Source organism: Pseudonocardia endophytica (genome assembly GCF_004339565.1).
GTDB classification, from domain to species: Bacteria; Actinomycetota; Actinomycetes; order Mycobacteriales; family Pseudonocardiaceae; genus Pseudonocardia; species Pseudonocardia endophytica.
Genome location: NZ_SMFZ01000002.1, coordinates 1995718 through 2022227 on the forward strand (window position 1 = coordinate 1995718; position 26510 = coordinate 2022227).

Sequence of the window (26510 nt, forward strand, 5' to 3'; positions counted from 1 at the left end):
TGTGGACCCGGGGGAGCGTGGGAAGGGAGTACGTCCAATGCTGTGGACCATTCTGGGATGGATCGTCCTCGGGCTCGTCGCCGGCTTCATCGCCCGTGCGGTCGTGCCCGGCAAGGACGACATCGGCATCCTGCGCACGATCCTGCTGGGCATCCTCGGCTCGGTGGTGTTCGGTGCGATCGCGGGCATCTTCACCGGCTTCAACGGCTTCCAGCCCGCCGGCTGGATCGGCTCGATCATCGGCGCGATCGTCGTGCTGGTGATCTACAACAAGGTGACCGGCCGCAAGAAGGTCCGCGGCTAGCAGCCTGACCGTCCGCGCCGTCCCGGGCTCGTGGTCCGGGGCGGCGCTGTCGTGCGTTCGAACCGTTCGTAGGTCCGAACCTGCCGCGCGGCGGCCGTGTCCCAGGAGTGCGACGACGCCAGCTCCCGTCCCGCGGCGGCCCGCGCCGGGTCCGGTGACGCCAGCGCCTCGGACAATGCCGCGGCGAACCCGGCCGGAGTCGTCGCGAACCGAGCCGCCCGCCCGAACACCTCCCGCAGCACCGGCAGGTCCCGTGTGACGAGCGGGATGCCTGCTGCCAGCGCCTCCATCGCCGCCAGACCGAACCCCTCCTTCGTCGACGGGAACGCGAACGCCGACGCGCCGGCCATCAGACCCGGCAGCTCCCGGTCGTCCACCGGCCCCAGCACCTGGGGTGGCCGCGGCAGCTCCGCCGCGCGGGCGAGGACGGCGTCGCGGTAGGCGCGGTGGTCGAACAGCGAGTCCCCGCCCGCGACGACGAGTGGCACGTCGGGCAACAGGGCCATCGCCTCGACGAGGTCGTGCGTGCCCTTGCGCGGCTCGATCCCGCCGACGGCCAGCACGTACCGGCCGAACCGCTCCCGCCAGCGCGCGCCCGACCCGTCGGTGGCGGCCGCGGCGAACCGGGCGGCGTCCACGCCGTTCGGGATCACGTCCGGCGACCGGCCCCACCCGGTCCGCACCTCGTCCGCGACGGCCGCCGACACGCACACCAGACCCCCGGGTTCGACGACGGCGCGCTCGTGGCAGGCGGCCAGCTCCGGCGTCGTGAACTCGTCCAGATGGTGCACCGTCCGCAGCAGGGTCCGGTACCCGTGCGCGGCGCCCTCGGCGTTGGCGGACAGGCAGTCCTGGGCGTGCCGGACGTCGGCGGGCGCGGCCGTGCCGAGCGCGTCGGCGAGCCGCCGGATCGAGCGCACGATCCGCGCGCCGACCGACTCGCCGTCGACGTCCGGCACGGTCACCAGCCGGAGCGTGACGGCCGGGTCGACGGGCCGGAAGAACGTCGTGTCCCCGCCGCGGGCGAGCGACCAGACCGTCACATCGTGCCCGGCCCGCGCCAGCGCCTCGGCCAGCGCGAGCGTGTGCACGACGCCGCCACGCGGTTTCGTCGAGTACGTCGAGAGCCGGATCCTCAGTGTTCTCCCCGCCCCGCAGGCTCCGCCGGCTGCCGACCCCCGGCGTCCCGATATGTGTCCGGGCGCCGCTCCTTGAGGTGGTGCAGCACCGCCCGCGCCGAAGTGATCATCAGGTCCGGCTCGACGTCGGCGACCGCCAGCCCGCCCTTCGACCACGTCCTGGCCAGGATCTCCCCGCCCGGCCCGACGACCTTCGCCCGCCCCAGGAAGTGCAGCGACCCGCCCCGCCCGCTCTGGTTCGCCGACAGCCAGAGGATCTGGTTCTCGGCGGCGCGGGCCTGGTCGTAGAGGTCGAACAGCCGCGCCTGCCGGTCCTGGGCCATCCGCGGCGCCCGGTCGGTCAGCGACGCGGGCCACGCGGACAGGCACGCGACGAGCTCGGCGCCGTCGAGCGCCAGCACGCGGGCCGACTCCGGGAACGTCTTGTCGTGGTCGATCAGCATGCCCATCCGGCCCGCCGGGGTGTCGAACGCGGCGAAGCCCTCTCCGCCGCGGAACACGCCCGCGACGCCCGCCGGCTGGTGGACCTTCCGGTGCCGTCCGAGCACGCCGTCGCCGCTGACACAGGCGGCGGCGTTGTAGCGGACCGGGCCGCCGTCGTCGGAGCCGCCGTACTCGCAGTACCCGAGGCAGACCACCATCTCACCGGCCATCGCGGCGACGGCCCGGATCTCCGGACCGTGCGGGTCCAGCGCGGGCGGCAGCTCGTCGGGTGAGGGGTTGCGCAGGTCGTGCACGTACCCGCCGAGCGCGCCGTCCGGCAGGGCCAGCACGGCGGCGCCCGCCTCCCGAGCGTGGGTGATGATCACCCGGACCCGCTCGAGGTCGAACGCGACGTCCCGGGTGAACGCGGCCGCCGCCGCGGCGAGGCGCACCACGGGTCAGGCGTCCGCGACCGCGTAGCTGGCCGGGCGCCGGTCGCGCAGGTGTCCCATGTGCCGCCGGGCGCGGTCCACGGCGTCGTCGACGTCCACGGCGGCGACCGCGAGCCCGGCCTCCGGTCCGGTCGTCGCGAGGATCTCCCCACCCGGGTCGACGACCTTCGCCGCCGCCACGAGCTGCATGTCGCCGAACGTCCCCGCCTGGTTGGCCGACACCCAGACGATCTGGTTCTCCAGCGCCCGCGCGCGGTCGTGCAGGTCGAAGCGCCGCGCCCAGCGGTCCTCGGAGAGCACCGGCGCGCGGTCGGTCTGCGACGCCGGCCATGCCGACATGCACACGACCGTCCGCGCCCCGTCCATCGCCAGCGCGCGGGCCGCCTCCGGGAACGCCTTGTCGTAGCAGATCATCATGCCGATCCGGCCGACCGGAGTGTCGAACGCCGTGAACCGGTCGCCCGCCGCGTACGAGTGGTGCTCGTCGAGCGGCTGGTGCACCTTGCGGTGCCTGCCCAGCACACCGTCGCCGGTCACGGCGACCGCGCTGTTGTAGGGCAGCCCGCCGCTCGCGTCGTCGCCGCGCTCGCAGAAGCCGGCCGTGACGACCATGTCCCCGGCCAGCGCGGCCAGCCGCGCGACCTCGGGGCCGTCCGGGTCCAGCTGCGGGGGGCCGTCCGGCGAGTCCCCGGACAGCGACGACAGGTAGCCGCCCATCGCGGCCTCCGGCAGCGCGAGCAGGTCGGCGCCCGCCGCGCGGGCCTCGGCGACGATCCGCCCGATCCGGGCGAAGTCCTCCTCCACGTCGCGGACGAACCCGGCCGCCGCGGCGGCGAACGTCGTGCGGCTCATGACCGTCCCCCTGCGCGTCCCATGCCGGTGACGGAGCCCGTCACGGCCGTCGTCGTCTCGCCGTCCGGCCACCGCAGCCGGACGCCCCGCTCGCCCGTCAGCTCCCCGCACTCCGCGGTCGTCGCGGGTCCGGCATCCGGTGGCGGTGCGCCCGGGTCGTCCGCGGTGAGCAGCCCGAAGCCGGGGAAGCACGTGAACCAGTCGCCGACCGAGGTGTTCGACGGCCGGGGCACGCCTGCCACGTCGAGCACGGCGCCGGTGCCGCAGGCCTCGGCGAGCATGCCGAGCGTCCCGGCGAGCCCGGCCATCGACACGTCCTTCGCCGCCGACGGGCGGTGCGCCGCACCGGGTCCGATCGCACCGACCATCGTGGACAGTTCCGGCGCGCTGCGCGACGTCGTCGAGTCCCACTGACGACCGGTGTAGCCGGGGCGCCACCCGCCTGCGAGGTCGGTGGTGAGCCGGACCCGCTGTCCCGCACGGCCACCACCGGCGGGGACCGGGTGCGGCGTGTGCCCGAGCGCGGTCAGCGACAGCGACGCGGGCACGTCGAGCTGGGTGTGGCCGCCGAGCAGCGGCACGCCGTACGCGGCCGCGGCGTCCCGGACGCCCGCGAGCACACGATGCGCGAACGACGCGTCCCGCGCCCCGACCGCGTCGAGCAGCCCGACCGGCCGCGCACCCATGGCGGCCAGGTCGTTCACGTTCACCAGCACGCCGCACCAGCCGGCCCACTCCGGGTCGCGCTCGACCATGGCCGGCACGATCGCGTCGCAGGCGGCGACGAGGTCGCTGCCCGGGACGGGGGCACCGTCGTCGCCGACGAAGCCGGGCGGTCCGACGGGGCCCAGCAGCGCACCGAGCGGCGCCTTCGTGGCAGCCACGAGGGACCGGACGCGGTCGATCGGGAACCGCATCCGCACGTGCGGGCGGCCGGCGACGGTGCTGTCCCGCAGCCGGTCCCAGCCCAGCCGGGCGAACAGCCGCTCGTTCGGTGCCTGGACGTCGGCCTCGAACCGCAACGCCCCGGCCGACTCGGCGCGGGCGCACGCGGCGCGGACCAGGCTCGCGCCGACCCGGGCACCGGCGCGGCGTCGCGCGTCGGGGGCGACGACGAGCCGGCTCCCGGTCCACCAGCCGATGTCGTCGGCGCCGGGATCGGCCGGTCCGAGCCGGACGCCGCCGAGCAACGCGCCGTGCCCGTCGTGGGCGAGCAGGACGACGGCACGCGGGTCCGCGTCGTGGTCGTCCACGTCGGAGTCCCCGTCGAACAGGCCCTGCTCGTGCACGAACACGCTGCGGCGCAACGCGCGGTAGGCCGCGACGAGCGGGTCGCGGCGGTCGTCGGCCCAGGCCTCGGTGATCGTCGACGACGGCCGGGCGTCGACCGGGCGGCCGCCCAGCAGCTCGTCGGCGACCCAGCGGGGGACGGGGGACCAGGTGTGTTCGAGGAGCGTCACGCTCAGCCCCCGGCCGCGGAGAGCGCGCTGCACGCCCCGCAGGCCGCGCAGCCCGCGGCCTGGTCGGACCCGCGCATCCCGGTGGCGCGCAGGATGTCCGCGACCCGCGCCGTGACGTCGGCCAGCAGGTCGGGGTCGGGGCCGGGGATGCCATCGTCGAACGCGAGCGTGCCGGGGATCGGGCGGTACGGGACGACGAACGGGTACACGCCGCGCGCGATCAGCTCCGCGGCGCCGTCGACGAGCTCGTCCGGGTCCTCGCCGAGCCCGACGATCAGGTACGTGGACACGGCGTTGCGGCCGAACACGCGGACGGCCTCGTCCCACGCGAGCCGGTACTGGGACAGCGGGACCGTGGCCTTCCCCGGCATCCAGCGGCGGCGCACGGCGTCGTCGAGCGACTCGACGTGGATGCCGATCGCGGCCGCGCCGGCGTCGCGGAGCTCGGTGATCGCGGCCAGGTCGTCCGGGGCCGGCGGCTCGCACTGCACCTGGACCGGCAGGCCGGGTACCGCCGCGGTGATCGCGCGGACGCAGCGGGCCAGGTGGCGGGCGCCACGGTCGCGGCCGTTCGACGTGCCGGTGGTCAGCACCATCTGGGTCACGCCGTCCAGGCGCACGGCCGCGTCCGCGACCTCGGCGAGCTGGGCGGGGGACTTGACCGCCGTCGTCGCGCCGGAGTCGAGGGACTGCTCGATCGCGCAGAAGCGGCAGCGGTCGGCCTCGGCGTAGCGGACGCACGTCTGGACCACGGTGGACGCGAGGACGTCGTTCCCGTGCAGTCGGGCGATCTTCTCGTAGGGCACGCCGTCGGCGGTGGTGAGGTCGTAGAACGCGGGGCGGTCCACGGTGTCCACCGCGACGCCCATGTCCGTGACGCCTCCGACGTCGCGGCGCACGAGCCGCCCGTCGCGCAGCCGGAACGGGCTGTCCGCGACGATCGGGACGGTGGTCCTCAGCCCGTCGACGAGCACGTGCCCGTCGGCCGAGGGGCCCGCACCCCCTGGACGGCGCAGCGGGATCACCGACCCGAGGTCGGTGACGGTGGGAGGGTCGATCGCCACGCCGCGAACGGCCATCTCGGCTCTGGCGCGCAGGCCGAGGTCGGTTCTCTCGTCGGACGGGGCGGACATGGGACCTCCGGAACTCGAACGCGGGTGACCACGCCGGGGCTGCGGTCCACACCGGACCGCACCCCCGGCGGGAGGGCTCAGAGCTGGTAGGTCGAGTTGATGATCGCGCCCTTGCGCGCGTAGTAGATGAGCGCGTCCTGGACGTCCAGCGGGTGCGTCGGGATGACGCCCTCGATGAGGTCCTCCTCGCGGGCGCCGTGCAGCGAGAGGCCGAAGCGGCAGCAGAACACCTTGCCGCCCTCTGACATGAACGTCTTGAGCTGGTCGTTGATGTTGTGCTCACCCGGGAACGCGGACGTCCCGGTCGTCGGGAACCCGCGGGTGGCGAGGCAGTTCAGCGAGCCCGGGCCGTAGAAGTACATGGCCGACTCGAATCCCTTGCGCAGCGCGCGGGTGGCCTGCAGAACGGCGACGAACGACACCGACGACTCGTGCGCGATTCCGTGCACGAGCGTGAAATACGTTTCCCCGCTCTCCGCCTGCAGATCCGGGAAGACCTTCGTCCCGCCGTAGATGCTCGATCCCTCCGGCAACGACGGGTGCGGGATCTCCTCGAGGCTCTTCTTCTCGACGTCTGTCAGCTCGGTGCTGGTCATGCTGCTGTCCTCCTGGGAGTTCGAGAGTGGGGGGATGCGCTGGTGACCATCGAAGCGAGCGTGTATTTCGGTGGTGTTGACTCCTGACTACGACGGCGGGTCGTCCGGCCGACTCTGTGTGGATCATGTTACGAAACAATCGGAAACGGTTCCGTGGTCCGCCCGTCACGACCCGGAAACACGTCGCGATCACCGTCTCGATGTTGTGGGAACGGTTTCGATGACAGACCTGTCCGGAGAGCACCGCCCGGTGATCGTGATCGGCGGAGGGCAGGCCGGCCTGTCCATGAGCCGCTGCCTCGGCAAGCGCGGCATCGACCATCTCGTGCTCGAACGCGCCACCGCGGCCGACTCGTGGAAGTCGTACCGCTGGGACACGTTCTGCCTCGTCACGCCGAACTGGCAGTGCAACCTGCCGGACTTCCCGTACGCGGGCGACGACCCGCACGGCTTCATGGTCCGCTCCCAGATCGTCGACTACCTGGAGGCCTACCGGGCGTTCGTCGACCCGCCGCTGGTCGAGGGGGTCGAGGTCACGTCGCTGACCCGGGACATGCGGGGCACGTTCCGCCTGGTCACGACGGCCGGCGAGTGCACGGCCGACCAGGTCGTCGTCGCGACCGGCGGCTACCACACGCCGATCACGCCTCCGATGTCCGAGCCGCTGCCGCCGTCGATCACGCAGGTGCAGTCCCAGGACTACCGCTCCGGCGCGCAGCTGCCCGACGGCGAGGTGCTCGTCGTCGGGTCCGGGCAGTCCGGCGCCCAGATCGCCGAGGACCTGCACCTCGAGGGCCGCGCGGTGCACCTCGTCGTCGGCGACGCACCTCGGGTGGCCCGCTTCTACCGCGGCCGCGACGTCACCGACTGGCTCGACGAGATGGGCTACTACGACATGCCCGTCACCCAGCATCCTCGCCGCGAAGCCGTTCGCGCGCAGGCGAACCACTACGTGACCGGGCGCGACGGCGGGCGCGACATCGACCTGCGCGCGCACGCCCGCGACGGCATGCGGCTCTACGGGATCATGACCGACCACCGTGACGGGGTGCTGCACTTCAAGCCCAGCCTGACCGCGTCGCTCGACCACGCCGACGAGGTGAGCGAGTCCATCAAGGACACGATCGACGGCCACATCGCGGAGCAGGGTGTCGACGCGCCCGTCGAGGACCGCTACACGCCGGTCTGGCGTCCGTCCGATGAGGTCACCGAGCTCCGCCTGTCCGACACCGGGATCACGTCCGTGGTGTGGTGCATCGGGTTCCGTCAGGACTTCCGCTGGATCGACGTGCCGGTGTTCAGCGGCCGCGGCGTCCCGTCACACTCCCGCGGTACGACGAGCACACCGGGGCTCTACTTCCTCGGCCTGCCCTGGCAGTGGACGTGGGGTTCCGGGCGGCTGTCCGGTGTGGGCGCCGACGCGGAGCACCTGGCCGAGCGGATCCGCTCCCAGCGCGGCCTGACCGCGACCGGCCCGCGCGGCGACGTCTGCAACGTGCTCGCCCTGGGATCCTGACCCAGCCCGCCCGCCCCGGGACCCGTGCGCCCTCTGCTGCGTAGCGCGCGCGACTGACGGCGCCTGACTGCCACGAACACGGGCAGACTGGGGCGGGTGACGACGACCGCCGCGCCGGCCGCCGCCCCCGTCTCCCGCCTCGGGCGCTGGGGCCTACCCGCGCTGACCGCGGTCGTGCTGCTCCTCGCGTCCGGCGGCTACGGCTACCACCGCGACGAGCTGTACTTCCTCGCCGCGGGCCGCCACCTGGCGTGGGGCTACGTCGACCAGGGGCTGCTCACCCCGCTGTTCGCCCGGATCGCGACGGAGCTGTTCGGTGACTCGCTGGTCGGGCTGCGGGTGATCCCGGCGTTGCTGGCCGGTGCGGTGGTGCTGGTGACCGCGACGATCGCGCGGGACCTCGGCGGGGGGCGCGCTGAACAGGCGTTCGCGGCGGTCTGCACGGCCGTGTCCGCCATCCTGCTGCAGACCGGGCACCTGCTGTCCACCACGACCACCGACCTGCTGGCCTGGACGCTGGTGACCTGGCTCGCCGTCCGGGCGCTGCGTGGCGGCGGGGGAGCGCGCTGGATCCCGGTCGGCCTCGCCGCGGGCGTCGGGCTGCTGAACAAGCCGCTGACCGCGTTCCTGCTGGGCGCGCTCGTCGTCGCGCTGCTCGTGGCGGGCCCCCGGTGGCCGCTGCGTGACCGGTGGTTCTGGGTCGCGGGCGCCGTCGCGGTGGTGCTGTGGCTGCCGTTCCTGCTGTGGCAGGCCGCGAACGGGGCGCCGCTGCTGACGCTCGCGGACTCGATCGCGGGCGGCGGGTCGACGTCCAGCGAGCCGTGGTGGCTCGTCGTGCCGTTCCAGGCGGTGCTCGTCTCGCCGCTGCTGATCCCGGTGTGGGTGGCGGGGGTCGTGGCCCTGGCGCGCGACCGCACGCTGCGCGCGTTCCCGATCGCGTTCGTCCTGCTGGCCGTCGTGTTCACGGTGACCGGCGGGAAGCCGTACTACCTGTGCGGCCTGTACCCGGTGCTGCTCGCCGCCGGGGCCGGTCCGGTGCTGCGCTGGGCGTCGTCGCGGGTGCGGGCGACGCTGCTCGGGCTCGCCGTCGCGCTGTCCGCCGTCGTGAACGTGATGCTGATGCTGCCGGTCGTGCCGGAGGACGAGCTGGCCCGGACGCCGATCACGGCGATGGTCGCCGACGTCGGGGAGACGGTCGGGTGGCCCGCGTTCGCGACGACCGTCGGTGACGTCGCCCGCGCGCAGCCGCCCGGCACGGTGGTCCTCACCGGGAACTACGGCGAGGCCGGGGCGCTGCAGCGGTTCGCGCCGGACCTGGACGTCTACAGCGGACAGAACGCGTACGCGTACTGGGGCGTCCCGCCGGCCAGGGCGACGACGGTGGTCGCCGTCGGCTACGAACGGCCGGTCCTGCAGCGGTGGTTCGGCGACGTCGTGCCGGCGGCCCGGATCGACAACGGCGTCGGCCTGGACAACCAGGAGCAGGGCCGGACGGTGTGGGTCTGCCGAGGCCCGCTGCGGCCGTGGGGCGGGCTGTGGCCGGAGATCCGGCACGTCGGCTGAGCGGAGATCGTCCGTACTGGCGATGACCGGCGCCGCCCGCGCGTGATCGCCTGGGCGTGATGTCCACGAGCATGATCATCCTGCTGGCCGCCGTCGCGTCCGGGCTGCTGTTCGGCGGGCTGGCCGTGTACGAGCAGGCGCGCCGGATGCCGTGGCGGCAGGTCTCGTGGAAGGCGCCGATCTGGCTGCTCGTGGGATGCGTCGCCCTGGGGGGCGTCTTCTCTTTCCTCGACTCCGACGTGGCCGGGCAGACGCTGTACGAGGTGGAGGCCGACGGGCCGGGTGCGGCCGTGCCGTCGACGACCAGCTTCCCGTTCGTCGTCCAGCACGCGACGGCCGAGCACGACCTGATGGTCGCGCCGGAGTCGTCGGAGAGGATCACCGAGCCGATCCGCGTGCACGTGCGGATGAGCGGACCGGACGGCCGGTCTCTGGTCGACGAGGAGCGGACGCTCGACGTCCGCTGCCCGGACGACGAGCCGTGCGAGTGGTACACGTTCAGCAGGGACCTCGTGCCGGGGCGGGCCGGTCCGCACGATCTCGAGGTCACCGTGCTGAGCCCCGGCGTCACGTCGGTGCACGTCCGTGTCGGCGATGCCGAGAAGACCGACGGTGAGCGCATCCCGGGCTACTAGGACACTCGTTCGGCCCACAACTGCAAACGAAACGTAACCCTCATTCCGTCCGGTCGTTTGACCAGGAACGGCATCGGAGGGGGACGTCATGTCACAACCGACGTGGGACCCGGACAAACGCCGCTGGTTGTTCGAGGGTGAGGAAGACGCCCCGGCGCATCGCCGCAACCGGCGTCGGTCGGTCGACGTCATCGACCGTCCGGGCACCGACAGCAGGGACCGGTCGACCTCGTCGTCGCTGGCCGAAGAGCTTACACAGGTGGGATTCGGCGGGCGAGACCCCCGTCCCTCCACGTTCGAGGCCGCCCGGGGCGATGCCCCGGACGCCCGTGCGCCCCGTGTCGACGCAGGGCTCGACGGGGCCGCGGCTCCCCGCCCGCCGGGACACGACGGCGGTTGGGCGCTGCTCGACCCGGTGCGCCCGGACCCGCTCGGCTCCGGCGACGTCGGTGGTGCGCACGACGGCCCGAACGGGTCCGACCGTCGGCCGCCCGCCCGCGCCGACCGCCGTGACCGGCGCGACGGCCCGTCCGTCCACCGGACCGACCTGCCCGAGTCGATCCGTCCCGGCGAGTTCGACCGTCGCTGGCACGACGGGCTGGCCGGGGACGGCGAGGCCGAGGCCGGGACCGGCGAGGCGGACGGCTCCGCGGACGCCGGCGCCGCGTACCTGCGCGACGCCGCGGCCGTCCACCGGAACGGCACCGCGTCCGTGCGCGCGAGCGAGCCCTCCGGCGTGCACGGCGCCGTCCACGCCGACGGGAGCGGCGCTCCGCTCCGCGTCGTGAACGGGCACGCGAACGGCGCCCGGTACGGCCGTGCCGACGCAGGGGACCGCAGCGGGGTGAACGGGGCGACGGACCACCGCTCGCCCGACACGGCAGCCGGGGCGGATGCCGACCGGGTCGTCGGATCCGGTGGCGGACCCGTGCGGACCGCTCTGCACCCGGCGGACGCCGACGACCGGCGCGGGAGCGGCCGGGACGGCGGGGATGCCGGGCCGCGTCCCCCGGAGGCGTACGCGTCCCTCCCGGACCGGGCCGACGGCGATCGGTACGGCCGGGACCGGCGCGACGCCCGGCCGTCCGACGTGGGCGACCGTGACCGGGCGGCCCGCTTCGATCCGGACCGCTACGACGACCGGGACCGGTACGACGTGGACCGGCCCGACCACGGCCGGTTCGGCGCCGACCACACCGATCGGGAGCGCGACGACCACCGGCCCGGTGACCGGCGCCCTCCCGACGCCCACGAGGGGGGCCATCGGACCGACCGGTCCGCTGAGCGTGCCCGCGACGATCTGCACGGTGACCGGCGCGCTCCGGACCCCCACGACGGGGGCTACCGGACCGATCGACCCGCCGACCGGTTCGACGACGGCAGGAGCGATGGCGCCCGCTACGGCCGGGCCCCGGTCGGTTCCGACCGGTTCGGCGCCGATGGATTCGACTCCGATCGGTTCGATGACGGCCGGCGCGACGGAGGCGTTCGCGAGCCGGCCCACCCCGGTGCGCCCCACCCCGGTGCGGCCCACCCCGGTGCGGCCCACCCCGGTGCGGACCGGTTCGCCGCGGACCGGCGCGAGCCGGACCGGTTCGAGACGGGCCGTTTCGCTGCCGACGGGCTCGACGCCCGGCCCGTCGACGATCGGCGCGACGGCGACCGCCGTGGCCAGGCGGACTCGGGTGCGACCCGGTTCGACACGGGCCGGTTCGACGCTGATCGGTTCGGCGGCCGGCCTGCCGGCGAGCGGCGCGACGGTGACCGCCACGACCGGGCGGATTCGGGTGCGATCCGGTTCGACACGGGCCGGTTCGGCGGCCGGCCTGTCGGCGAGGGACCCGACGGTGACGGCCACGACCGGGCGGACTCGGGTGCGATCCGGTTCGAGACGGGCCGGTTCGACGCTGATCGGTTCGGCGCCCGGCCCGTCGACGATCGGCGCGACGGCGACCGCCGTGGCCAGGCGGACTCGGGTGCGACCCGGTTCGACACGGGCCGGTTCGGCGGCCGGCCTGCCGGCGAGGGGCCCGACGGTGACGGCCACGACCGGGCCTCAGCTGCTGCTGATCGGTTCGAGCCGGGTCGTCCCGGCGCCGACGGACTCGATGGTCGGCTCGTCGAGGATCGGCGCGGCCGGGACCCCCGCGACCGGGCCGACGTCGATGCCGACCGGATCGACAGGGGTCGGCGCGACACGGGCCGGTTCGACGCCGTCCGGTCCGTCGGCGAGGGGCGCGACGGCAACCGGGCCGACTCGCGTACGGCCCGGACCGCCGACGACCGGTCCGCCGCGGGGCGGCGCGACGTCGATCGGCACGACCGCGGCGACGCCGCCGAGGCACGCGGCCGGGATCGGTTCGACGCGGATCGCGACGGCCGGCCCCGGTTCGCCGACGGCCGGGGCGGCGAACGCCGGTTCGAGGGCGACCGGTTCGAGGGCGATCGACTCGGTGGCGATCGGCTCAGCAGCGACCGGCTCAGCAGCGATCGGCTCGGTGGCGCCCGCCCCGAGGCCTACGTGCCCGAGGCCGATCGGTTCGACGCGCACCGCTCCGGCCGGGATCGAACCGACGCGGATCGGCGCGCTCCGGACCCCGATCGGCACGACCGCCGGGACGTCGACGGACGCGACCGGGACCGGCGCGCCTGGAACCCGACCGATGCGGATCATGACGACCACGCCAGGGCCGGCATCGATCGGCCCGGCGCGCGTGACGTCGGGCATCCCGAGACGGCTCCGCGCAGCGTGGGCGCGCCCACCCCGGACCGGCGCGACGGGGACCGGTTCACGGCGGACCGGCGCGAGGACGGCCGGTTCGCTCCGCGCGACCTCGACCTCGACCTCGACCTCGACCGCGTCGGCGTGGACCGGCGCGGCGTGGACCCGCGCACGACGGACCGGCCCTCCACCGACCGCGGTGGTACCGATCCGACGGTGGCGGACCTGTCCGCGACCGGCCGGCGCGGCACGGACCGCCGGGACACCGGCCGCGCCGACGCAGCGGGCATGTCCACTCCGGACCCGACGTCCCGGATCGACGCGACCGCCGTCCGGCCGGTGCCCCGGCCGGGGCCGGGCCGTGCGTCCGGTGACCACGCCGAGCCCGGATGGCCACCCCGTCCGGGGCAGGCGGCGGTCGCGCCTGTGCCCGAGGGCGGTCGCGACGCCGGTCCCCGTCACGGGGACGGTGCGGCCCCCGACCATCTCGACGGTCTGGATCCCGAGGAGTTCGACACCGACGGGTACAACCTGGACGGTCTCGGCCGCGACGGGTTCGACCGCGACGGGTTCGACATGTACGGCTTCGACCGTGAGGGCTTCGACCGGGACGGGTTCGACCGCGAGGGCTTCGACCGCGATGGCTACCCCGTCGAGGCGTACGACGACGTCGCCCCCGACCCGCGCGGCGAGGGGCAGGCACACGAGGACGCGCCGGGGGACGAGGCCTACGGCTACGCCGCCGGGTACGGCCCCGACGGGTACCGCCCCGGCCGTCGCAGGGCTCCCGACGACGACGAGTACCTGTCGCCGATGGACGGCACGCTGACCGGGAACGAGGTCCCCGCCGTCGCCGTCGGGCAGGTCGAGGAGGACCGCCCGCGACGGCGGTGGCCGTGGATGGTCGGCGCCGCGGCGGTCGCGGGTGCGGTGGCCGTGCCGGTCGGGATGGCCCTGCTCGGTGGCGGCAGCGGTGGGGGCGACAGCTCGACCGAGTCCCCGCTGCTGTCCGGCACCTCCGGCACCTCGGGGACCGCGGGCCTCGGTACGTCCGACGCGGCGCAGGCCTCCCAGCCGGGCGGAGCACCGGTCGGCGAGCAGGCGCCTGCCGGACCGCAGGTCACCTACGAGGTCACCGGCGACGGTAAGGCCAACTCGATCACGTTCGGGCGCGGGCAGGCCGTGGCGCAGGCGCAGAGCGCCGACCTGCCCTGGAAGCAGGTCTCGCCCGCCGCGCAGGGCGAGTCCGACTACTCGCTGACGGCCGTGTCCGGCGACGGGGGCGGCGACATCTCCTGCAAGATCACCATCGACGGCGCCGTCGTCGCCGAGGACGCGGGAAAGGGCAACTACGCGGCGGTGTCCTGCAACGGCCGTCGCTGAGCGGGTACGGCAGCAGGACGACGAACGACCCCGGCCGGAGTTCCGGCCGGGGTCGTGTCGTGCGTGCCGGCTACTTCGCGCCGACCTGCTTCTTCATGTCCTCGACGACGGTCGGGTCGACCAGCGTCGAGGTGTCGCCGAGCTCCTCGCCCTCGGCGATGTTCTTCAGCAACCGGCGCATGATCTTGCCGGACCGGGTCTTCGGCAGGTCCGATGCGAAGATCAGCTCGGCCGGGCGGGCCAGCTTGCCGATCTGCTTGGCGACGTGCTCGCGCAGGACCTGCTTGAGCTCGTCGTCGCCCTCGTTGCCGCCCTTGAGCGACACGAACGCGACGATCGCCTGCCCGGTGTCCGGGTCGCGCCGCGCGGCGACGGCGGCCTCGGCCACCTTCTCGTGCTCGACGAGCGCGCTCTCCACCTCGAACGTGGAGATGCGGTGCCCTGACACGTTCGTGACGTCGTCGATGCGGCCCATGAGCTGCAGGTCGCCGTCGTCGTCGAACTTGGCGCCGTCACCGGCGAAGTACGCGTCCGAGTACTTCGACCAGTACGTCTCGCGGTAGCGCTGGTCGTCCTTGTAGAGACCGCGCATCATGCCCGGCCACGGCCGCGTCAGCACCAGGTTGCCCGGCTCGTTCGCCCCGAGGGCGTTGCCCTCGTCGTCGCGGACCTCGAACTCCAGGCCCGGGAACGGCTGCTGCGCGGAGCCCGGCTTGAGCGTCGTGATACCGGGCAGCGGTGTGATCAGGATGTGCCCGGTCTCGGTCTGCCACCACGTGTCCATGACCGGCGCCTTACCGCCGCCGATGTGCTCGTGGTACCACTCCCAGACCTCGGGGTTGATCGGCTCGCCGACGCTGCCGAGGATCCTGATCGTGGACAGGTCGTGCTTCTGCGCGTGCTCCGGGCCCCACTTGATGTGCGAGCGGATCGCGGTCGGCGACGTGTAGAGGATCGTGACGCCGTACTTCTCGACGATCTTCCACCAGACGTCCTTGTCCGGGTAGCCCGGGACACCCTCGTAGAGCACCGACGTGACGCCGTTGGAGAGCGGCCCGTACACGATGTAGCTGTGCCCGGTGATCCAGCCGATGTCGGCGGCGCACCAGTAGACCGAGTCCTCCTTGACGTCGAAGACCAGGTTGTGCGTGGTCGTGACGCCGGTCAGGTAGCCGCCGGTGGTGTGCACGACGCCCTTGGGCTTGCCGGTCGAGCCCGAGGTGTAGAGCAGGAACAGCAGGTCCTCGGCGTCCATCGGCTCGCACGGGCACTCCGACGGGTCGTCCGAGACGTCGGACATCAGCTCGTCGGCGTAGACGTCGCGGTCACCCATCGGCACGTCGCCGCCGGTGCGGCGGAACACGACGACCTTCTCCACCGACGTCGGCCCGCCGTCCAGGCCCTCGTCGGCGTTGACCTTCTGCGGGAACGACTTGCCGCCGCGCAGCGCCTCGTCCTGGGTGACCAGGACCGTGCACTCGAGGTCGTTGCAGCGCTCCGCGACGGCCTTGCCGCTGAACCCACCGAACACGACCGTGTGCGGTGCGCCGAGACGGGCGCAGGCCAGCATCGCGACGACCGCGTCCGGGATCATCTGCATGTAGATCCCGACCGGCACGCCCTTGCCGACGCCGAGCTTGCGCAGGCCGTTCGCGAACGCCACGACCCGCCTCTGCAGATCGGAGAACGTGATGTCCTGGGCGTCCGGCGAGTCCGGCCCGTCGTCCGGGACGGCGTGCAGGGCGACCTTGTCCCCCTTGCCGTTCTCGACGTGCCGGTCGACGCAGTTGTAGCAGGCGTTCAGCGTGCCGCCGACGAACCACTTCGCGTACGGCTGGTTCCACTCGAGAACCGTGTCGTAGTCCTCGAACCAGCTGATCCGCTGCTTGGCCTGCTCGTCCCAGAACTCCTCGAGGCCCTGCTCCTTCATCTCCGGCCGGGCGTTGGCCGACTTGCTCAACTCCGGGTCGGGCGGGTAGGTCCTCGTAGCGGCCTGTCCCTGCTGGTCCGACACCTGAAACCTCCCTTGGACGGCGGCGTCCTGATACGTCACGGACCGGGGCGGAACCCGGCCCACCGGGTGAGGATGATGCCCGCGATCCGGTCTCCCGGCCAGCGGAGCCCCCCGGCCGGACAGGCCCGGGGGGTGTGACGCCCGTCCGGTCGGAGGGGCGTATCACCCCTGTGGGCACGACGCGGACGGCGCGTTGCGCCCGAACAGCCCGGCCCGTCCGGACAGCCACGGGAGCGAACGGGAGAACGCGTCGCTCCACACGTCGAACGTATGCCCTGCTCCGGGCAGCACGACGAGGCACGACGTGATCCCCGCGGACCGTGCGGCGGGCACCAGCTGCTCGATCGCGGCGTACGGCTGCTGGTCGGCGTCGCCCACCTCGAACCAACCGCCCAGTCCGGGGTAGCGCCCCGCGGTCAGCAGGTCGATCGGCTCGTGCGCCGCGAACGCCTGCTGCGAGCCACCGAACAGCTGCGCGACCGTGCTCGCCGTGTCCGCGTTCGTGTCGCCGAGACGCGGCCCGAGCAGGCCGCTGAAGTCGCCGAACGCGCCGAACCGGTCCGGGTGCCGCAGCGCCAGCATGAGCGCGCAGGAGCCGCCCTCGGACAGCCCGGCGACGGCCCACGACGGGCCGGGGTCCCGGGTACCGAGCACGCGGACGGCGGCCGTCGGGACGTCGACGGTCAGGTACGTCTCGACGTTCCCGAGTGGACTGTCCACGCACTCGGTGTCCGCGCCGAGCGAGCCGTTCACGTCCGGGAGCACCAGTACCGGCGCAAGGCCGCCGTGTGCCCGGGCGAACGCGTCCGCCGTGGTCTGTGCCTGGCCGCCGTCGATCCAGTCCTGTGGGGACCCGGGCGTGCCGTGCAGCAGCATCACGACCGGCAGCAGCGGGCGGTCCTTCGCGAACCACGAGGGTGGCAGGTAGACCTGCGTCGGGCGGGCGGAGAACCGGGACGCGGTGGCCGGCACGTCCAGTGACACGATCTGGCCCGCGTCGGGGACCCGGCCCTCCTCCTCGCGCGCCTCGGCCAGGCTCACCACGTCCGCTGGCGGCTCGCCGAAGGCCTGGCCGATCGTACGGTAGAACTCGAAGTGCGCGTTGACGATGCTCCCGATCTGCAGCACGACCAGCAGCACGATCACCGACCGCGCCGCACCCCGCACGAGCCGCCGGGAGCCGCGGTGGAACCACAGCACGGCGAGACCCAGCAGGACCAGCAGCACGGGACCGACGGGCCACCAGTCGGCGATCGGCACCACCGAGATGTCGGGCGTCACGGCAGGATGTCCGGATGACGATCGTGGCGGCGTTCCTGGGGCTGCTCGCCGCCGCCCTGTTCGCGGTCGCGTCCGCGGCCCAGCAGCGCGCCGCCGCCGACGTGCCCGACGAGGCGGCCCGCGGGCTCGGCCTGATGCGCACGCTGATCCGTCGTCCACTGTGGTGGGTCGGGACGCTCGGCGACGGCGGCGGGTTCGTCGCGCAGGCCGCCGCGCTGGGCCTCGGGTCGCTGCTGCTGGTGCAGCCCTTGCTGGTGACCACATTGCTGTTCGCGCTGCCGTTGAGCGCGCGGTGGGCCGGACGGCCGCTCTCGCGCTCCGACGGCGGGTGGGCGCTCGTGCTGGTCGTCGCGCTGGCCGTGTTCGTCGTGGTGGGGGAGCCGACGGCAGGCGCCGACCGGGCGTCGCCGGAGCGCTGGTTCCCGGCCGTCGTCGCGATCGTCGTCGTGCTGGCCGGATGCCTGGTGGGCGCCGCGCTGCGCCGCGGGACGGTGCGCGCCGTCCTGCTGGCCACGTGCACGGCCCTGATGTACGGCGCCACCGCCGCGCTGATCAAGGGCGTGGTCAGCCTGCTCGACGATGGCGTCCTCGCCGTGCTGACGGCGTGGGAGACATGGGCGCTGATCGTCGTCGTGACGGTCGGGACGCTGCTGCAGCAGTCGGCGTTCCAGGCGGGCGCGCTCGGTGCGTCGCTGCCGATCGTGACGGTGGGGGAGCCGGTCGTCGCCGTCGTGCTCGGCATCGCCGTCCTGGACGAGCAGGTGCAGAGCTCCGGCGCGGAGTGGGTGCTGATCGCGGTCATCGCCGTGGTGATGGCGGTGGCCACGGCCGCCCTGGCGCGCTCCTCGGCCCGGGCGACGCCGGCCACCCCGGCCCGGGTGCCGGGCTGACTCCGCCCCCGGCGACGCCTCTGGCGCGGTCACGGTGCCGCCACGGGTTCTGGCGACGCCGTATCGGCCGCCGGCCTGCCACGGCGCAGGTACGCGAACACGAACGGCGGCAACGAGAGCACGACGACGGCGAGCGCCAGCAGCACGACGTACGCGACCGTGTCCCCGGTCTTGAGCTGGCTCGGCGGCACGAACCCGAGCAGGAACGACACGACGCACCCCACCAGCCCGATCCCGCCGACCGCCCACACGCCGGGCAGCCCACCCGGGATGCGGTACGGCCGGTGGACGCTCGGGCGCGTGTACCGCAGCCGGATCACCGCGGCGAACATCAGCGCGTACATCACGATCACGATCTGCGCGGTGACCGCGGAGAGCATCCAGTACGACGTGTTGACGCTCGGCACGAACAGGAACAGCAGCGCGAACACCGACCCGCCGACGCCCTGCACCAGCAGCAGCGTGACCGGCACGTCGTTGCGGTTGACCCGGCCCAGTGCCGCAGGCGCCAGACCCTCCCGCGTCACCGCGGCGACGCCCTTGGCCGGTCCCAGGATCCACGGGGTCAGGTGCGCGACGCCGCCGAACGCGACGAGCAGCGCGAGCGGCACCAGGAGCCAGCCGACCGACAGCGTGTCCAGCACATGTGCGAACAGCTCCATCGTCCCGGCCACCAAACTGATCTGTTCCGACGGCAGCACGAACGCCATGAACAGCGAGCCGAGCACGCTGAACACGAGCGTCACGGCGACGGCCAGCAGGATCGCGCGGGGCACCACGCGACCGGGGTCGCGTGTCTCGCTCGAGTGGAACCCGGCCATCTCCATGCCGGTGAACAGCAGGATGATCCCGCCGAGGAACGCGAGGTTGCCCAGCGACACGTCCGGCACCAGTGCCCCGGCGGAGAACGGGATCTGCGACGGGTTGCCGGCCAGCAGGAACGCCGCGCCGAGGATCACCACCAGCACGGCGGGCAGGATCGACCCGAGGACCGTGCCGATCGCCCCGATCGCCGACGAGGCGCGCACGCCGAACAGGTTCGCCGCCGTCGTGCCCCAGAAGAACGTCAGCATCACGAGCACCAGGAACAGGTTGTCCGACGCCAGCGCCGGGTTGATCGCGTAGGCGAGCGACGCGGCGATGAACGACAGCACGGTCGGGAACCAGGCGATGTTCTCCGAGTAGTCGCACCACACCGCGAGGAACCCGGCCCGCCCGCCGAACGCCTCCTTCACCCACGCGTACACGCCGCCCTCGCGCGGCCACGCCGTGCCGAGCTCCGCGGCCGCCATCGCGATCGGGATCAGGAACACGATGGCGGACAACGCGAACAGCGCCAGCATCGCCCAGCCGTACTCGGCCATCACCGGCAGGTTCCTGGCGCTGACGATCGCCGCGACGTTGATCATCGCCAGCGACAGGACGCCGAGCTTCGCCGTGCGGGCGGCGGTCACACCGCACCCGACCCGCGCAGCACCGACTCCAGCCGCTCCCGGACCGTGTCGTCGGCGTCCCCGCGGACCAGGACCGTCATGTCCCTCCAGGTGTAGACGACGCCGCTGCCGCGGGGCCGGATCCGGGCGGTGAGCTCGCGGGCGACGGCGTCGCGGTCGGCCGCCGTCGCGTACCGGTCGATCACGGCGGTCGCGTCGTCGGAGGTCCTCCGGGGAGCGGCAGCGGGCGAAGCCTGCGGGGTGGGGGCAGCACAGTCGGTCGAGATCCGGACCGTCGACGACGAGGTCGCCTGCCGGGCCAGCGGGTCCGGCTCGTCGCGTACGGAGCAGACCTGCAGGCCGGCCCGTCCCACCGCGCCGATCACGTCGGCCGCCGACCCGGGTTCGAACGGCGCCTGGTCCGTGTCCCCGGCCCACTGGACGATCGCGAGCGTCGCGAGTACCACCCCGAGCAGCACCGCACCCCCCAGCACCGTGCCCCACGTTGCGTGAGAGCTGCTGTCGTCCGGCCCGGTGCTGCGAGCGGAGCTTTCGTCCGACGCGGACGCGGGAGTGGTTCCGGCGTCCCATGTTGCGCGAGGACCGCTGTCGTCCGGCGGGGTCGTGCGAGAGGAGCTCTCGTCCAACGGGGCGTGGCGGCCCGTCGGCCACGGCTCGGAGGCGGGGTCCTCGGGCGGTCCGGTCATGGCGCGGTCCTGCCGGCGGGCGGCGCGGGCGGCCCGGTCATGCCGCGGCCCCGGCGGCGGGCGGCGCAGTCATGCCGCGGCGCCCGGTCGGCCACGGATCGTCGCTCACGCCGCCGCGTCCCGGACGGTGTCCGGCGCCGACGGCGACGTCACGCCGCCGACCGCGCGCGGCACGAGCAGCTCACCGAGCCCGGGTACGGCGAGGAAGCCCTCCGCCCCCGCGTAGAGCAGCCCGACCCGCGGCAGGTCGCGCCGGTGCCGGTAGGCCAGCACGCGGGGGAGCCACCGCGGGTCGAACCGCTCGTTGAACGCGCGCAGCGACTCGATCTGGAAGAACGGGTTGAGCACCCGCACCGCGCGCTGGGCGAGCCGCTGCGCGGGCGTGAACGGCACGTCGTCGGCGAACAGCCTGCCCCACATGGCGAAGTTCATCGACAGCCGGGAGACGCCGCGGTCGCTCAGCGCCGCGGCCGTCGACGCGATCAGGAACTCGGTCATCCCGTTCGGCGCGCCCGGGTCGTGGCGCATCAGGTCCAACGTGTACCCGAACGACGTGCCGTAGGCCGGAACCAGCCGCAGGAACCCGCCGGGCACGCCGTCGGCGTCGACGGCGACGCACAGCAGGAACTCCGGGTTCTCGCCGGCACCCGCGATGTCCTGGGACAGCGACATCGTGAACCCGCGCTCCGGAGCCTTGCCGCGCCAGCGTGCGCTGATCGCGTTGAGCTGTCCGACGAGCGTCGTCGACGCGTTCGCCTCGGACACGAGCCTGAACGAGTAGCTCCGCCCGACGCGCCGGACGGCCGCGCGCAGACTCTTGTGCTCCGGCCCCTCCAGCGTGAACGCGCGGCAGTCGATGATCGCCTCGTCGCCGAGGTAGAACGCGGAGAAGCCGCGCGACGCGTAGAGCGGCATGCTCTGCTCGCGTGCCGCCAGCAGCGCCGGGTGCCAGGCGCGCTCGTCGCACATGGCCAGGAACTCGTCGAGCACCACCGGCACCGACTCCGGCCGCCCGATCGGGTCGCCGGAGACGAGCGCGTACCCGCCGAGGTAGGTGTAGGCGATCATCGCCTCACCGTCGCGGGAGAAGAAGAAGCTCTTGTCGTCGCGCAGCGCGAAGTAGGCGAGCGTGTCCCAGCCGTAGGTGTGCACGAGCCGTTCCGCGTGCGCCCAGTCGTCCCCGGTGTGCGGGCTGGCCTGCGCGATCGGCCGGAAGATCAGGATCACCAGCACGGCGACGCCGAGGATGCCGAGACCGAGCAGGGCGGCCGGGAAGAACTCGTCGAAGAAGGGGGAGGCGTACGTGTACGGCCCGTCGAGCCCGATCAGCCCGGCGAACACGGTGCCGAGCGCGCCGCCGAGCGACAGGTCCGGGGAGATCCGGCCCCGCTCCAGGAACAGCGCCACGACGCCGAACACGATCACGGCGATCAGGTAGATCGGCACGAACCGGAACAGCCGCAGCAACGACGGTGGGTCGGCCGGTGCGCGGAACTGCTCGCGCAGCAGGATCAGCGTGACCAGCAGACCGGCCGCGATCAGCGCCGCGACCGGGTGCGGTCCCTTCAGCAGGTGCAGCACCAGCCCGAGCGCGAAAAGCACGACGGCCACCCGCCAGGCCAGCCGTTTGCGACGGCGCAGCTGGTCGGCCAGCAGGATCAGGAGCAGTCCGATCAGGACGGACGCGACGTGCCCGGCGACCGGCACCCACAGCGGGCCGAGCGCGCCCTCGGTCGGGCCGAGCCTGGCGTGCACGACCGGCAGGGTGGAGATCAGCTGCAGCAGTCCGGACAGCGCCGTGAGCCAGGCGACGATCCGGACACCCCGGTGCTCTGGCTCCACCGGAGGCGGTGGAGCGACGGCGTCACCGGACCGGAGTGGGGCGACGGTCCCGGCGCCGCCTCCCGCTGCGACGACACCGCCCGTCGCGACCCCGGCTCCTCCCGCGACCGCGCCGCCGGTCACCGCCGCGCTGCCCGTCACCGCGGCGGCCGGGGCGCGGCTGCTCGTCGCGCCGGCTCCGGCGTGCGCCGGTTCCGCGGGCGAGGGCATGGCCAGCGGCTGGGCCGGGATGCCGTCGGCGGGCAGCGGCGTCGGGGGGACGACGGCGCGCGGCGCGCCCCGCGGTCCGCCGTCCGGTGGCGTGAACTCCGGGCGCAGCGTCGGGAACAGCACCACCTCGCGGATCGAGTCCACACTGGCCAGCAGCATCACGAGCCGGTCGATGCCGATGCCGAGCCCGCCGGTGCACGGCATGCCCTGCTCCAGGGCGCGCACGTAGTCGAGATCGATGTCGCCCGCCTCCGGGTCGCCGCCCGCCTTGGCCTTCGCCTCCTCGGTGAACGCGGCGAGCTGGGCGACCGGGTCGTTCTGCTCGGAGTAGGCGTTGCACAGCTCGAACCCGGCGACGATCAGCTCGAAGCGCTCGACGTAGTCCGGGTCGTCACGGTGCACGCGGGCCAGCGGGGAGACCTCGGTCGGGTAGTCGATGCAGAACACGGGCCCGACGACGTCGTGCTGCACCCGCTCGTCGTAGACCTCCTTCATCATGCGACCGGGACCCCAGGACTGCTCGTAGGCCAGCCCGAGCCGGTCCAGCGCCGACCGCGCGTCGGCGACCGGCATGCCGGGGTGCATCCGCTCGCCGGTCGTGTTCGCGATCATGTCGGCGAAGCGCTCGCGGGGCCACGGCGTGGCGGCCAGATCGAGGTCGTGCCCGCCGTAGTGCACGACGAGCGGGCCCTCCGGCTTGTTCAGCGCGGAGCGGGCTGCGGCCACGACCATGCCCTCGACCAGGTCCATCATGTCGTGGTAGTCGGCGAACGCCTGGTAGGCCTCGAGCATCGTGAACTCGGGGTTGTGCCGGGTGTCGATACCCTCGTTGCGGAACACCCGCCCGATCTCGAACACCCGCTCCAGCCCGCCGACGATCAGGCGCTTGAGGTGCAGCTCGAGCGCGATCCGCAGGTAGAGGTCGATGTCCAGCGCGTTGTGGTGCGTGATGAACGGGCGGGCCGACGCGCCGCCCTGGATGGTGCCCAGCACCGGACCCTCGACCTCGGTGAAGCCCCGCTCCTCGAGGTGGTGGCGGATCGCGCGGATCGCCGTGTGCCGGATCCGGAAGATCTCCCGGGTGCGCTCGTTGACCTCGAGGTCGAGGTAGCGCTGCCGGTAGCGGGTCTCGACGTCGCCCAGACCGCGGTGCTTGTCCGGCGGCTCGGCGAGCGCCTTGCCGAGCAGGACGGCGTGTTCGACGGCGATCGACAGCTCGCCGCGCTTCGTCGTCATCACGGTGCCCTCGACGCCGACCCAGTCGCCGCGGTCGAGGTCGTCGAAACGCCGGTGCTCGTCCGCGCCGCACTCGCGGGAGTCGACGAACAGCTGCAGCGCGCCCGTCCGGTCCCGCAGGCGTCCGAACGACAGCCCGCCCTGACGCCGGATCAGCTCCAGCCGGCCGGCCACCCGCACCCGTCCGGTCGTGCGCTCGTCCGGCCCGAGGTCGCCGTGCGCCTCGCGGAGGCCGGCCAGCGTGTGGTCGGTGTCGAAGCGGTACGGGTAGGAGTCGGTGCCCTCGGCCCGGCGCGCTTCGAGCTTGTGCAGGCGCCGTTCCCGCTGGTCGTCCGCGTGCGTCGCGACCTCGTCCGTCACCCACCGCACGATAGGTCCGGTTGTGGTGATCCCCCAGGGGGCAGAAGAGGCATACCCACTTTCGAGTACGGCGCTACGAACCGTGCCGCCCGTCGTCTCCCGTCGGCCTGCCCGCCCCGTGCGCGAACGAGGCGCCCTCCGGTCCACGCTGCGGCCCGGCCTGCGCGGACAGCCGGGGCAGGACCCGGCGCAGGTCGTCGACGAGCAGGTCGGCGAGATCGTGCGAGAAGCCGTTGCGCACGACGATCCGCAACGCGGCCACGTCGGTCCGGTCCGCCGGGAACGTGTATGCCGGGACCAGCCAGCCCTGCTCGCGCAGCGCGCCGGACACGTCGAACACGGAGAACGGCTGACCGTCGTCCACCGTGAACGCGAACACCGGAAGCTGCGAGCCGTCGGTGATCAGCCGGAACGGGCCGAGATCGGCGATCGTCGCGGACAGCCGGGTCGCGACGTCGCGGCAGGTCTGCTGGACCCGGCGGTAGCCGTCGTGTCCGAGCCGCAGGAAGTTGTAGTACTGGGCGATCACCTGCGCGCCGGGGCGGGAGAAGTTCAGCGCGAACGTCGGCAGGTCGCCGCCGAGGTAGTTCACCCGCAGCACGAGCTCCTCCGGCAGCGCGGCCGTGTCCCGCCAGAGCGCCCACCCGAGACCCGGGTACACGAGCCCGTACTTGTGCCCGGACGTGTTGATCGACGCGACGCGCTGCAGGCGGAAGTCCCAGCGCAGGTCAGGGTCGCAGAACGGGGCGACCATCGCGCCGGACGCGCCGTCGACGTGCACCGGGACGTCCGGTCCGCCGCCCGCGGCCAGCTCGTCGAGCGCGGCGCAGATCTGCTCGACGGGCTCGTAGCTGCCGTCGAACGTGGAGCCGAGGACGGCGACGACGCCGATCGTGTTCTCGTCGCAGTGCGCGACGGCCTCCGCCGCCCCCAGGTGGAACCGGTTGCCCTCCATCGGCACGAGTCGCGGCTCGACCTCGAAGTAGCTCGCGAACTTGTCCCAGCAGACCTGGACGTTCGCGCCCATCACGATGTTCGGGCGGTCGGTGGGCCTCCCGGCCGCGCGCCGGGCCTGCTGCCAGCGGCGCTTGAGCGCGAGCCCGCCGAGCATGCAGGCCTCGCTGGAACCGGTCGTCGAGCACCCGATCGCCGTCGCCGGGTCCGGCGCGTGCCACAGCGCGGCGAGCATCCGCACGCACCGCTGCTCCAGGTCGGCGGTGCGCGGGTACTCGTCCTTGTCGATCATGTTCTTGTCGAAGGACTCCTCCATCAGCCGCCGCGCCTGCGGCTCGCCCCACGTGGTGACGAACGTGGCCAGGTTGAGCCGGGCGTTGCCGTCGAGCATCAGCTCGTCGTGCACGGCCTGGTAGGCGACGTCCGGGTCGAGGCCGTCGTCGGGCAGCGTGAAGCGGGGGATCTCGACGGGTTCGCGGGCGAAGACCGGGTTCACCGGGACGCCGGGACGGTCCGGATCGGACTCGGACGGCGGGTGCGCGATCGGCATGCGACCAGACCGTAGACCCGTGATCAGCGACCGGCGGGGGACTGATCGTCGGCGTGCGGTCCTCCGGTACCGGGTCCGTCGGTGCGCGGCCGGGCAGCGCGGGGCGCCGGCGCGTCGGCGAACAGGTCGACCACGCGGTCCCACCGGCTGCGCGAACCCGGCGGGAAGCGGCGCTCGGCCCGCGTGGCGCGCTCCCCTCCGGCTCGGTAGAACTTCTGCGCCCAGAACGAACGCGGCCGGGCCAGCCGCAGCGCCGCGACCCAGGACACGACCGGCAGCAGCACCCCGACCAGTCCGAGCACGATCCGTCCCTTTCCGATCGCGATCACCGACGCCAGCACGTTGATGCCGATCGTGACCATGACACCCCAGCCCGGCCCGGCGTCGTCGGCGTCGAACGGGTTGGCGCCCACCATGAGCATCAGACCGAGGGCGGCCGCGACGAGCACGGCGTCCACCGACCGCCTGCCCTCAGCCGCCCAGTACACGTCGTCGAGGCGCAGCCACAGCGCGAACTCGTCCAGCGTGAGCGCGGCTCCGACGCCGAACAGCGCGGCGAGCACCTCCAGCCAGGGTGACGGCGGCCGGTAGGTGAACTCGGCCGCCCCGACCCCGAGCAGCAGGAAGATCCCGTAGACCTGGTGGTGGACGTGCACTCCGCCGACGGTCGTGTCCTTGAACGTGCTGCTCCCGCGCCGGATCGAGCGGACGATCAGGCGCGTGACGACGAACGTCACGACGAACGCACCCAGCATCCAGAGCACGGGCACACGCACGCCCGTCACCGTGATCAGCATCGGCCCTCCCACTGCGTACTCGGAACGCGCCACGTGAACGTGACACGCGCGTCGATCA

General features: G+C 73.6%; 19 protein-coding genes. 6 read left to right on the forward strand and 13 right to left on the reverse strand.

All coding sequences use genetic code 11. The features are described from left to right. Window positions 1–37 precede the first annotated feature (37 nt). Window positions 38–304 (forward strand): GlsB/YeaQ/YmgE family stress response membrane protein, encoded by a 267-nt coding sequence (locus EV378_RS28200; RefSeq protein ID WP_132430417.1) that lies wholly within the window; start codon window positions 38–40, stop codon window positions 302–304. Here EV378_RS28200 and EV378_RS28205 read toward each other — a convergent pair. The 6 genes from EV378_RS28205 to EV378_RS28230 form a co-directional block, all read right to left on the reverse strand. Next, window positions 301–1497 (reverse strand): MSMEG_0565 family glycosyltransferase, encoded by a 1197-nt coding sequence (locus EV378_RS28205; RefSeq protein WP_341540466.1) that lies wholly within the window; start codon window positions 1495–1497, stop codon window positions 301–303. The two genes, EV378_RS28200 and EV378_RS28205, sit on opposite strands and share 4 nt — an antisense overlap. After that, window positions 1440–2321, reverse strand: a complete 882-nt coding sequence (locus EV378_RS28210) for a carbon-nitrogen hydrolase family protein (RefSeq protein WP_132430418.1) — start codon at window positions 2319–2321, stop codon at window positions 1440–1442. The genes EV378_RS28205 and EV378_RS28210 overlap by 58 nt, the downstream gene beginning before the upstream one ends. A 3-nt stretch (window positions 2322–2324) precedes the next feature. After that, entirely contained in the window at window positions 2325–3170 is an 846-nt protein-coding gene (locus tag EV378_RS28215; protein ID WP_132430419.1) for a carbon-nitrogen hydrolase family protein, read from the reverse strand. Then, on the reverse strand, window positions 3167–4630 hold the full coding sequence (locus EV378_RS28220; protein ID WP_243653804.1) for an MSMEG_0567/sll0787 family protein: 1464 nt from the start codon (window positions 4628–4630) through the stop codon (window positions 3167–3169). The genes EV378_RS28215 and EV378_RS28220 overlap by 4 nt, the downstream gene beginning before the upstream one ends. A 2-nt stretch (window positions 4631–4632) precedes the next feature. After that, window positions 4633–5763 (reverse strand): MSMEG_0568 family radical SAM protein, encoded by a 1131-nt coding sequence (locus EV378_RS28225; protein WP_132430420.1) that lies wholly within the window; start codon window positions 5761–5763, stop codon window positions 4633–4635. 77 nt (window positions 5764–5840) lie between these two features. Next, window positions 5841–6359 (reverse strand): MSMEG_0572/Sll0783 family nitrogen starvation response protein, encoded by a 519-nt coding sequence (locus tag EV378_RS28230; RefSeq protein ID WP_132430421.1) that lies wholly within the window; start codon window positions 6357–6359, stop codon window positions 5841–5843. Window positions 6360–6579: 220 nt separating this feature from the next. On the opposite strand from EV378_RS28230, the gene EV378_RS28235 reads away from it, so the two are divergent. The 4 genes from EV378_RS28235 (at window position 6580) to EV378_RS28250 (ending at window position 14178) form a co-directional block, all read left to right on the forward strand. Beyond that, window positions 6580–7875, forward strand: coding sequence for an MSMEG_0569 family flavin-dependent oxidoreductase (locus tag EV378_RS28235; protein ID WP_132430422.1), 1296 nt, complete (start codon window positions 6580–6582; stop codon window positions 7873–7875). 96 nt (window positions 7876–7971) lie between these two features. Beyond that, window positions 7972–9438: a glycosyltransferase family 39 protein gene (locus EV378_RS28240; RefSeq protein ID WP_132430423.1), complete on the forward strand. Its 1467-nt coding sequence runs from the start codon at window positions 7972–7974 to the stop codon at window positions 9436–9438. 59 nt (window positions 9439–9497) lie between these two features. Then, a complete protein-coding gene (locus tag EV378_RS28245) occupies window positions 9498–10073 on the forward strand; it encodes a hypothetical protein (protein ID WP_132430424.1) in 576 nt (191 codons plus the stop codon). An 88-nt stretch (window positions 10074–10161) separates the two neighbouring features. Further along, window positions 10162–14178, forward strand: a complete 4017-nt coding sequence (locus EV378_RS28250) for a hypothetical protein (protein ID WP_132430425.1) — start codon at window positions 10162–10164, stop codon at window positions 14176–14178. A gap of 70 nt (window positions 14179–14248) precedes the next feature. On the opposite strand, the gene acs is transcribed toward EV378_RS28250, so the two are convergent. After that, window positions 14249–16192: an acetate--CoA ligase gene (gene acs, locus EV378_RS28255; protein ID WP_243653805.1), complete on the reverse strand. Its 1944-nt coding sequence runs from the start codon at window positions 16190–16192 to the stop codon at window positions 14249–14251. A gap of 162 nt (window positions 16193–16354) precedes the next feature. Next, on the reverse strand, window positions 16355–17473 hold the full coding sequence (locus tag EV378_RS28260; RefSeq protein ID WP_132430426.1) for an alpha/beta hydrolase: 1119 nt from the start codon (window positions 17471–17473) through the stop codon (window positions 16355–16357). Between the two features lie 14 nt (window positions 17474–17487). On the opposite strand from EV378_RS28260, the gene EV378_RS28265 reads away from it, so the two are divergent. Further along, window positions 17488–18363, forward strand: coding sequence for a DMT family transporter (locus EV378_RS28265; protein WP_132430427.1), 876 nt, complete (start codon window positions 17488–17490; stop codon window positions 18361–18363). Between the two features lie 29 nt (window positions 18364–18392). Here the strand turns inward: EV378_RS28265 and EV378_RS28270 are convergent, their stop codons facing one another. From EV378_RS28270 to EV378_RS28285, 5 genes are all read right to left on the reverse strand, one after another. Then, the gene (locus EV378_RS28270; protein ID WP_165922516.1) at window positions 18393–19817 is read right to left on the reverse strand and encodes an amino acid permease; all 1425 of its coding nucleotides are present in this window, start codon (window positions 19815–19817) and stop codon (window positions 18393–18395) included. Beyond that, window positions 19814–20290 (reverse strand): hypothetical protein, encoded by a 477-nt coding sequence (locus tag EV378_RS35605; RefSeq protein ID WP_165922517.1) that lies wholly within the window; start codon window positions 20288–20290, stop codon window positions 19814–19816. Before EV378_RS35605 ends, EV378_RS28270 begins: the two co-directional genes overlap by 4 nt. Window positions 20291–20608: 318 nt before the next feature. Beyond that, window positions 20609–24151 (reverse strand): lysine--tRNA ligase, encoded by a 3543-nt coding sequence (lysS, locus tag EV378_RS28275; protein ID WP_132430429.1) that lies wholly within the window; start codon window positions 24149–24151, stop codon window positions 20609–20611. Window positions 24152–24224: 73 nt separating this feature from the next. Beyond that, window positions 24225–25655: a glutamate decarboxylase gene (gad, locus tag EV378_RS28280; RefSeq protein WP_132430430.1), complete on the reverse strand. Its 1431-nt coding sequence runs from the start codon at window positions 25653–25655 to the stop codon at window positions 24225–24227. Between the two features lie 23 nt (window positions 25656–25678). Next, window positions 25679–26452 (reverse strand): hypothetical protein, encoded by a 774-nt coding sequence (locus tag EV378_RS28285; RefSeq protein ID WP_243653806.1) that lies wholly within the window; start codon window positions 26450–26452, stop codon window positions 25679–25681. Between the last annotated feature and the right edge of the window lie 58 nt (window positions 26453–26510).

What these genes read in the sequence shown, in the direction of transcription:
- EV378_RS28200 (WP_132430417.1), top strand. Translation starts at nt 38, where the DNA reads ATGCTGTGGACCATTCTGGGATGGATCGTCCTCGGGCTCGTCGCCGGC.
- EV378_RS28215 (WP_132430419.1), bottom strand. Translation starts at nt 3,170, where the DNA reads ATGAGCCGCACGACGTTCGCCGCCGCGGCGGCCGGGTTCGTCCGCGAC.
- EV378_RS28225 (WP_132430420.1), bottom strand. Translation starts at nt 5,763, where the DNA reads ATGTCCGCCCCGTCCGACGAGAGAACCGACCTCGGCCTGCGCGCCAGA.
- EV378_RS28230 (WP_132430421.1), bottom strand. Translation starts at nt 6,359, where the DNA reads ATGACCAGCACCGAGCTGACAGACGTCGAGAAGAAGAGCCTCGAGGAG.
- EV378_RS28235 (WP_132430422.1), top strand. Translation starts at nt 6,580, where the DNA reads ATGACAGACCTGTCCGGAGAGCACCGCCCGGTGATCGTGATCGGCGGA.
- EV378_RS28245 (WP_132430424.1), top strand. Translation starts at nt 9,498, where the DNA reads ATGTCCACGAGCATGATCATCCTGCTGGCCGCCGTCGCGTCCGGGCTG.
- EV378_RS28250 (WP_132430425.1), top strand. Translation starts at nt 10,162, where the DNA reads ATGTCACAACCGACGTGGGACCCGGACAAACGCCGCTGGTTGTTCGAG.
- EV378_RS28265 (WP_132430427.1), top strand. Translation starts at nt 17,488, where the DNA reads ATGACGATCGTGGCGGCGTTCCTGGGGCTGCTCGCCGCCGCCCTGTTC.
- gad (WP_132430430.1), bottom strand. Translation starts at nt 25,655, where the DNA reads ATGCCGATCGCGCACCCGCCGTCCGAGTCCGATCCGGACCGTCCCGGC.
- EV378_RS28285 (WP_243653806.1), bottom strand. Translation starts at nt 26,452, where the DNA reads ATGCTGATCACGGTGACGGGCGTGCGTGTGCCCGTGCTCTGGATGCTG.